General features: G+C 72.5%; 4 protein-coding genes. 1 reads left to right on the top strand and 3 read right to left on the bottom strand.

The features are described from left to right. Positions 1-51 precede the first annotated feature (51 nt). Positions 52-2307 (bottom strand): catalase/peroxidase HPI, encoded by a 2256-nt coding sequence (gene katG / locus ACFWM7_RS33230; protein WP_383267949.1) that lies wholly within the window; start codon positions 2305-2307, stop codon positions 52-54. A 387-nt stretch (positions 2308-2694) separates the two neighbouring features. Here katG and ACFWM7_RS33225 point away from each other — a divergent pair, with 387 nt between their 5' ends. Then, the gene (locus ACFWM7_RS33225; RefSeq protein ID WP_383267946.1) at positions 2695-3105 is read left to right on the top strand and encodes a Fur family transcriptional regulator; all 411 of its coding nucleotides are present in this window, start codon (positions 2695-2697) and stop codon (positions 3103-3105) included. A gap of 124 nt (positions 3106-3229) precedes the next feature. On the opposite strand, the gene ACFWM7_RS33220 is transcribed toward ACFWM7_RS33225, so the two are convergent. Next, positions 3230-4126, bottom strand: a complete 897-nt coding sequence (locus ACFWM7_RS33220; protein ID WP_383267943.1) for a sucrase ferredoxin — start codon at positions 4124-4126, stop codon at positions 3230-3232. Continuing rightward, entirely contained in the window at positions 4123-5430 is a 1308-nt protein-coding gene (locus ACFWM7_RS33215) for a cupin domain-containing protein (RefSeq protein ID WP_383267941.1), read from the bottom strand. Before ACFWM7_RS33215 ends, ACFWM7_RS33220 begins: the two co-directional genes overlap by 4 nt. Positions 5431-5467: the final 37 nt, after the last annotated feature.

The following is a 5467-nucleotide window of genomic DNA, read 5'->3' as shown; positions in this document are numbered from 1 at the left end:
CCGCTGGAGCATGCCGGCCACGCCGCCCGGAGCGGACGTGGCCGGAGGCTGTCAGACCAGGTCGTAGCGGTCGAGATCCATGACCTTGGCCCAGGCGGCGACGAAGTCCGTCACGAACTTCTGCCGCGCGTCGTCGCTCGCGTAGACCTCGGCGAGGGCACGGAGCTCGGAGTTGGAGCCGAAGACCAGGTCGGCGCGGGTGCCGGTCCACTTGACCTGGCCGGACGCGTCACGGGCCTCGAACTCGTCCTGCGCCGACGACGTCGACTTCCAGGTGATGCCCAGGTCGAGCAGGTTCACGAAGAAGTCGTTGGTCAGCGTGCCCGGGCGCTCCGTGAGAACGCCGTGCTTCGAGCCGCCGGAGTTGGCGCCCAGCACGCGCAGACCGCCGACCAGGACCGTGGTCTCCGGGGCGCTCAGCGTCAGCAGGTTCGCCCGGTCCAGCAGCAGGTACTCGGCGGGCAGCCGGGCCGCCTTGCCGGCGTAGTTGCGGAAGCCGTCGTACGCGGGCTCCAGGGCGGCGAAGGACTCGACGTCCGTCTGCTCCTGCGTGGCGTCGACGCGGCCACCGGTGAACGGCACCTCCACCTCGACGCCGGCGTCCTTGGCCGCCTGCTCGACCGCCGCGTTGCCCGCGAGGACGATCAGGTCGGCCAGCGAGACCTTCTTGCCGCCCTTGGCGTTGAAGGACTCCTGGATGCTCTCCAGGGCGCGCAGGACCTGGGCCAGCTCGTCCGGGTTGTTCGCCTCCCAGCCGCGCTGCGGCTCCAGGCGGATCCGGGCGCCGTTGGCGCCGCCGCGCTTGTCGCTGCCGCGGAAGGACGCGGCCGAGGCCCAGGCGGCCGAGACCAGCTGCGCCACCGTGAGGTCCGTGGCGAGCACCTGCTCCTTGAGCGCGGAGATCTCCGCGGCGTCCAGCGGCTCCTCGGTACGCGCGGGCAGCGGGTCCTGCCACAGCAGCACCTCGGAGGGAACCTCCGGGCCCAGGTAGCGCTGGACCGGGCCCATGTCGCGGTGCGTCAGCTTGTACCAGGCACGGGCGAAGGCGTCCGCGAACTCCTCCGGGTTCTCGTGGAAGCGGCGCGAGATCTGCTCGTACGCCGGGTCGAAGCGGAGCGACAGGTCGGTGGTGAGCATCTGCGGCTTCTGCTTCTTCGACGCGTCGTGCGCGTGCGGGATGGTCGCCTCCGCGTCCTTGGCGACCCACTGCTTCGCACCCGCCGGGGACTCGGTCAGCTCGTACTCGTAGGCGAAGAGGTTGTGGAAGAACTCGTTGCCCCACTGCGTCGGCGTGCTGGTCCAGGTCACCTCCAGACCGCTGGTGATGGTGTCCCCGCCCTTGCCGGACTTGTACGAGTTGCGCCAGCCGAGGCCCTGCTCCTCCAGCGGGGCGCCCTCGGGGTCCGCGCCGACGTTCTCGGCCGGGCCGGCGCCGTGCGTCTTGCCGAAGGTGTGGCCACCGGCGATGAGGGCGACGGTCTCCTCGTCGTTCATCGCCATCCGGCGGAAGGTCTCGCGGATGTCGCGGGCGGCGGCGATCGGGTCCGGGTTGCCGTTGGGGCCTTCCGGGTTGACGTAGATCAGGCCCATCTGGACCGCGCCGAGCGGGTTCTCCAGCTCACGGTCGCCGGTGTAGCGCTCGTCGTCGAGCCAGGTGGTCTCCGGGCCCCAGTAGACGTCCTCCTCCGACTCCCAGACGTCCTCGCGGCCGCCGGCGAAACCGAAGGTCTTCAGGCCCATGGTCTCCAGGGCGACGTTGCCGGTGAGGATCAGCAGGTCGGCCCAGGACAGCGCCTGGCCGTACTTCTTCTTGACCGGCCACAGCAGCCGGCGGGCCTTGTCCAGGTTGCCGTTGTCCGGCCAGCTGTTCAGCGGGGCGAAGCGCTGCTGGCCGGCGCCCGCGCCACCGCGGCCGTCGCTGATGCGGTACGTGCCGGCGCTGTGCCAGGCCATCCGGACCATCAGCGGTCCGTAGTTGCCGAAGTCGGCCGGCCACCAGTCCTGCGAGGTGGTGAGCACCTCGGCGATGTCCCGCTTCACGGCGGGCAGGTCGAGCGCCTCGAACGCGGCCGCGTAGTCGAACTCCTCACCCAGCGGGTTGGCCACGGCGGGGTTCTTGGCGAGGATCTTCAGGTTGAGGCGGTCCGGCCACCACTGGCGGTTCCCGCCGCCCTGGGTCGGGTGCGGAGCGCGGCCGTGGGCCACCGGGCAGCCGCCCGCCTGCGCCTCGGGCACCTCCGGGATGGCCGTCTCGGGCGAATCCGGGACGACGGGGTCGTAGACGTGCGACTCGTTGTTCTCGGTCATGAGTGATCCTTCCGGCCCCGGAGGGTCGTGGGGGCGCTGAACGGGGGAGGAGGATTCGGGCCGTGCAGAGGGGGCACGCTGGTTTCGGGTCTTGCCGCGGGCCGCCCGAGCGCCCCACGGACCACCGGACCGGACGGTCCCGGGCGGTGGAACGACGACGGCGCTGGGCCGGCGGGCGGCTCCGCGCGGTCGACCGGTGGTGTTCCGTCGCGTGTCTCTGCTGCCGTACCGGAGTCTTCCTGTCTCTTGGATGTCGCCGAGATCGATCCTACGATGGACTTCGTCCAAGTCAAGAAGCAGGCTAAAACCATAACGACGGGGCGTGGCGTCGCCGGATCCTTCGCGCGAGCCGCCAGCCCCTCCACCGAGCGGAGCGGGTGAAACGAGATGAGCGACCTCCTTCGACGGCTGCGGGGCCGTGGCTGGCGTATGACCTCGCAGCGGCGTGTCGTCGCGGAGGTCCTCGACGGCGACCACGTGCATCTGACGGCCGACGAGGTGCATCTGCGGGCCGCCGAACGACTGCCCGAGATCTCCCGTGCGACCGTCTACAACACCCTGGGCGAGCTCGTCGCGCTCGGCGAGGTGCTGGAGGTCTCCACCGTGGGCCGGGCCAAGCGTTACGACCCGAACGCGCGCCGCCCCCACCAGCACCTGGTCTGCTCCGGCTGCGGCGCGGTCCGTGACGTCCACCCGGTGGGCAACGCCATCGGCGACCTGCCCGACGAGGAGCGGTTCGGGTTCGCGGTCGGCTCGGTGGAGATCACCTATCGCGGCCTGTGCCCGGCCTGCGCCTGACGGCGACGGGGTGCGTGCTCCGGGGCGGGACCGGCGTGGCCGCGCCGTACGATCACGTCGGTCCCGCGATGCGGTCGCGCGAGCCGGTCCCGTCCCGCGCGGCGCCCCCGGGGGAGCCGGTCGCTCAGCCGTCGCGGATCGACGTCACGTCGTAGACGAGGGCGGAACTGTTCGCCGGACCGCGGCAGGTCAGTTGGCGCGCCGGCGTGCGCCGGGCCCGTACCTCGATGTCGAACACCCTCGCGTTCGGCGCCCGGCCGCTGACCCGGACGCGCCAGCCGCCGTCATCAGCGACCGTCGCGGTGACCGCGTGATCGTGTCTGCCCGCCGGGCCGAAGTGCCGGAGCACGGCGGCCACCGCTGCCTGCTGCGGCGGGCGGAGGGTGGTGTAGCCCCGCAGGTGGTCGGCGCGGATCCGGTCGGCGAGGTGGTCCTCGACCACGGTGACCGCCGACCGGGCGTCCAGGTTGCCGTAGTAGACGCCATCGGGCACGACGACGACATTGGCGGCGAACCTGTCACCGCCCACATGCGTGCACTCCCACACCAGGTCGGGCCAGCGCGCGCCGAGAGCCTGGCCCACGGGTCGCCCGCGCACCGCGCAGCAGGCGTCGTGCGTGCCGTGCGCGCAGACGAGGACGACGGGGGCGAGGCCCCGTACCCCCGGGGAGTCCAGAGCGGTCACGATCTGCGCCAGATCCTGGTCGCGGTGCCAGCGGCCCCACTGCTGGCGCAGCGCGCCCGAGCTGTCGTGGTGCAGCACCGCCCACCGGTCGCTCCCCTCGGGGCGGCGGCGTCCATGGCGCCGGACGAGAAGGATCCGGGCCCGGCTCGCCCGGGCCGCGGTGAAAACGAGGGTCTTGGTCTCCGGATCGAGGTCGAGGCCGTCGAAACCGTTGGCGGGCCAACCGCGCCGGTACTCGATGAGGACCCAGGCGGAGCCGAAGGGCGCGGTGCCGACGAACGCGTCGTCACGGGCCCGGGCCGCGTCGGCGCAGAAGAACCGTTCCGGCGTGGTCACCGGTCCGCGGGCACCAGCACGCCCGCCCGCAGCAGCCGTCCGGCGAGCGCGAGGCCGAGGTCACCGGCGGTGCGGACCCGGCCGTCGAGCAGTCGGGCCACGGGTACGAGGTCGGGTGCCGGGAAGTCGAGGTGACCGACGCGGGTGAACAGACGCGTTCCTTCCAGCCGTGGCTCCAGCGCCTCCCGCAGCCGCACCGGTGAGCTCGTTACGAGGCTGTTCAACGCGGTGAGCTGGCCCACCGGCCCCAGGGGCGCCGGGCGGGACTGGGACCGCCGGGTGCGGTGGAAAAGCGGGGCGGGGTCGGCCTCGGCGACGGCGGCGAGCAGGCGCTCACGAACCAGGTCCAGGTCCAGGCCCCCGTCCCCGTCCCCGCCCCCGTCCCCGCCCCCGTCCCCGTCCCCGTCCCCGTCCCCGTACGAACTGTCCTTGCCAGTCGGTCCGTTCGGCTCCCCCGTCTCCTTCGGCCCCTTCGTCCCCAGGGGGAGGGAGCGGCGCATGGACGGATCGTCGCCCAGTGCCGCGAGGGCCGCCCGGGTCAGCTCCTCGGCCAGCGCGTAGCGGGTCCAGACGTGGACGCCCAGCGTCAGATGGACCGAGACCTCCCCCTGGGCCTGCGCGGAGTGCAGCCAGCCGCGCGGCAGATAGAGCACATCGCCGGGACGGAGCATCGTGTCCAGATGGGGCGTGCCGTGGGCGGCCCGGTCGGCGACGGCCGAACGGTGGTCGGTCCACGGCTGATCGCGCAACGGATCCGGCAGTACCGGCTCGTGGATCACCCACCGCTTCGCCCCCTCGATCTGGAGGACGAAGACGTCGTGCACGTCGTAGTGCGCGTCGAACCCGCGGTTCTGCGGCGGGGTGACATAGGCGTTCGCCTGTACGGGATGGCCCAGCTCCGTACTCAGTCCGGAGACCAGGTCCGCCACCGGTTCCCAGGTACGGTGCAGCGCCTGCAGAACGAGCGTGGCGCCGTCCGCGAACGCACGCCACAGGGCCGTGTCGTCGAGCTGGTCGGCGACGGTGGCTCCGACCCCGGCGGGCGCGGTGAAGGACGACGGGGGAAGCGTGGCGCCGTCCTTGGCGACCCGGAGGAACGGCGTACGCAGCCCGCGGCGGGAGATCAGCTCGTCCACGGCGGAGGTGGAAAAGACGTCGGAGAAGTCGCTCGCGTCCCGCGTCAGCGCCGCTGTCCGTGCCCAGACGTCCCGGGCGAATGCCTCCCGGCTGAGCCTGGTCAGGCGGGATTCCAGGATGCCGGCGCCCTTACGCGCGCCGGCATCCTGGAGCTCGGTCCGGGGCATGCTCAAGAGCGGCTGCCGGCCTCATCGGCCCCGCCGT

Origin of the sequence: Streptomyces sp. NPDC058375 (genome assembly GCF_042723425.1) — a bacterium.
In the GTDB taxonomy this organism is placed as follows: domain Bacteria; phylum Actinomycetota; class Actinomycetes; order Streptomycetales; family Streptomycetaceae; genus Streptomyces; species Streptomyces durocortorensis.
The sequence above is the reverse complement of the archived record's forward strand: the minus strand, read 5'-3'. Positions and strand labels throughout refer to the sequence as shown.